General features: G+C 32.9%; 1 protein-coding gene. It reads left to right on the top strand.

What is annotated here, in order from left to right; all coding sequences use genetic code 11:
• Positions 1-240: hypothetical protein (locus EOC06_RS41295; protein WP_206631470.1), on the top strand; the 240-nt coding region annotated here is incomplete at both ends.

The following is a 240-nucleotide window of genomic DNA, read 5'->3' as shown; positions in this document are numbered from 1 at the left end:
AAGTTATAAAAGCCCGCATTTAATGCAGGATTTTTGTTATTGGTTTTGTAGGTCAAATAAAGTTGTAGAAAAAATGCCACATAGACAGTTCTTACCTGAAAATATTAACTATGAGGAATTTTACCAACGACTAGTAAAAGATCATTCCTCTAAAGATCTATACGATAAACTAGTAGCAGGACCTTCTCGTGATAGGAAACAAAGAGAGTTTAAAAACGGAAGTGAAGGAGACATCTATTA

The organism is Mesorhizobium sp. M7A.F.Ca.MR.362.00.0.0 (genome assembly GCF_004023175.1).
Taxonomy (GTDB): domain Bacteria; phylum Pseudomonadota; class Alphaproteobacteria; order Rhizobiales; family Rhizobiaceae; genus Mesorhizobium.
The sequence above is the reverse complement of the archived record's forward strand: the minus strand, read 5'-3'. Positions and strand labels throughout refer to the sequence as shown.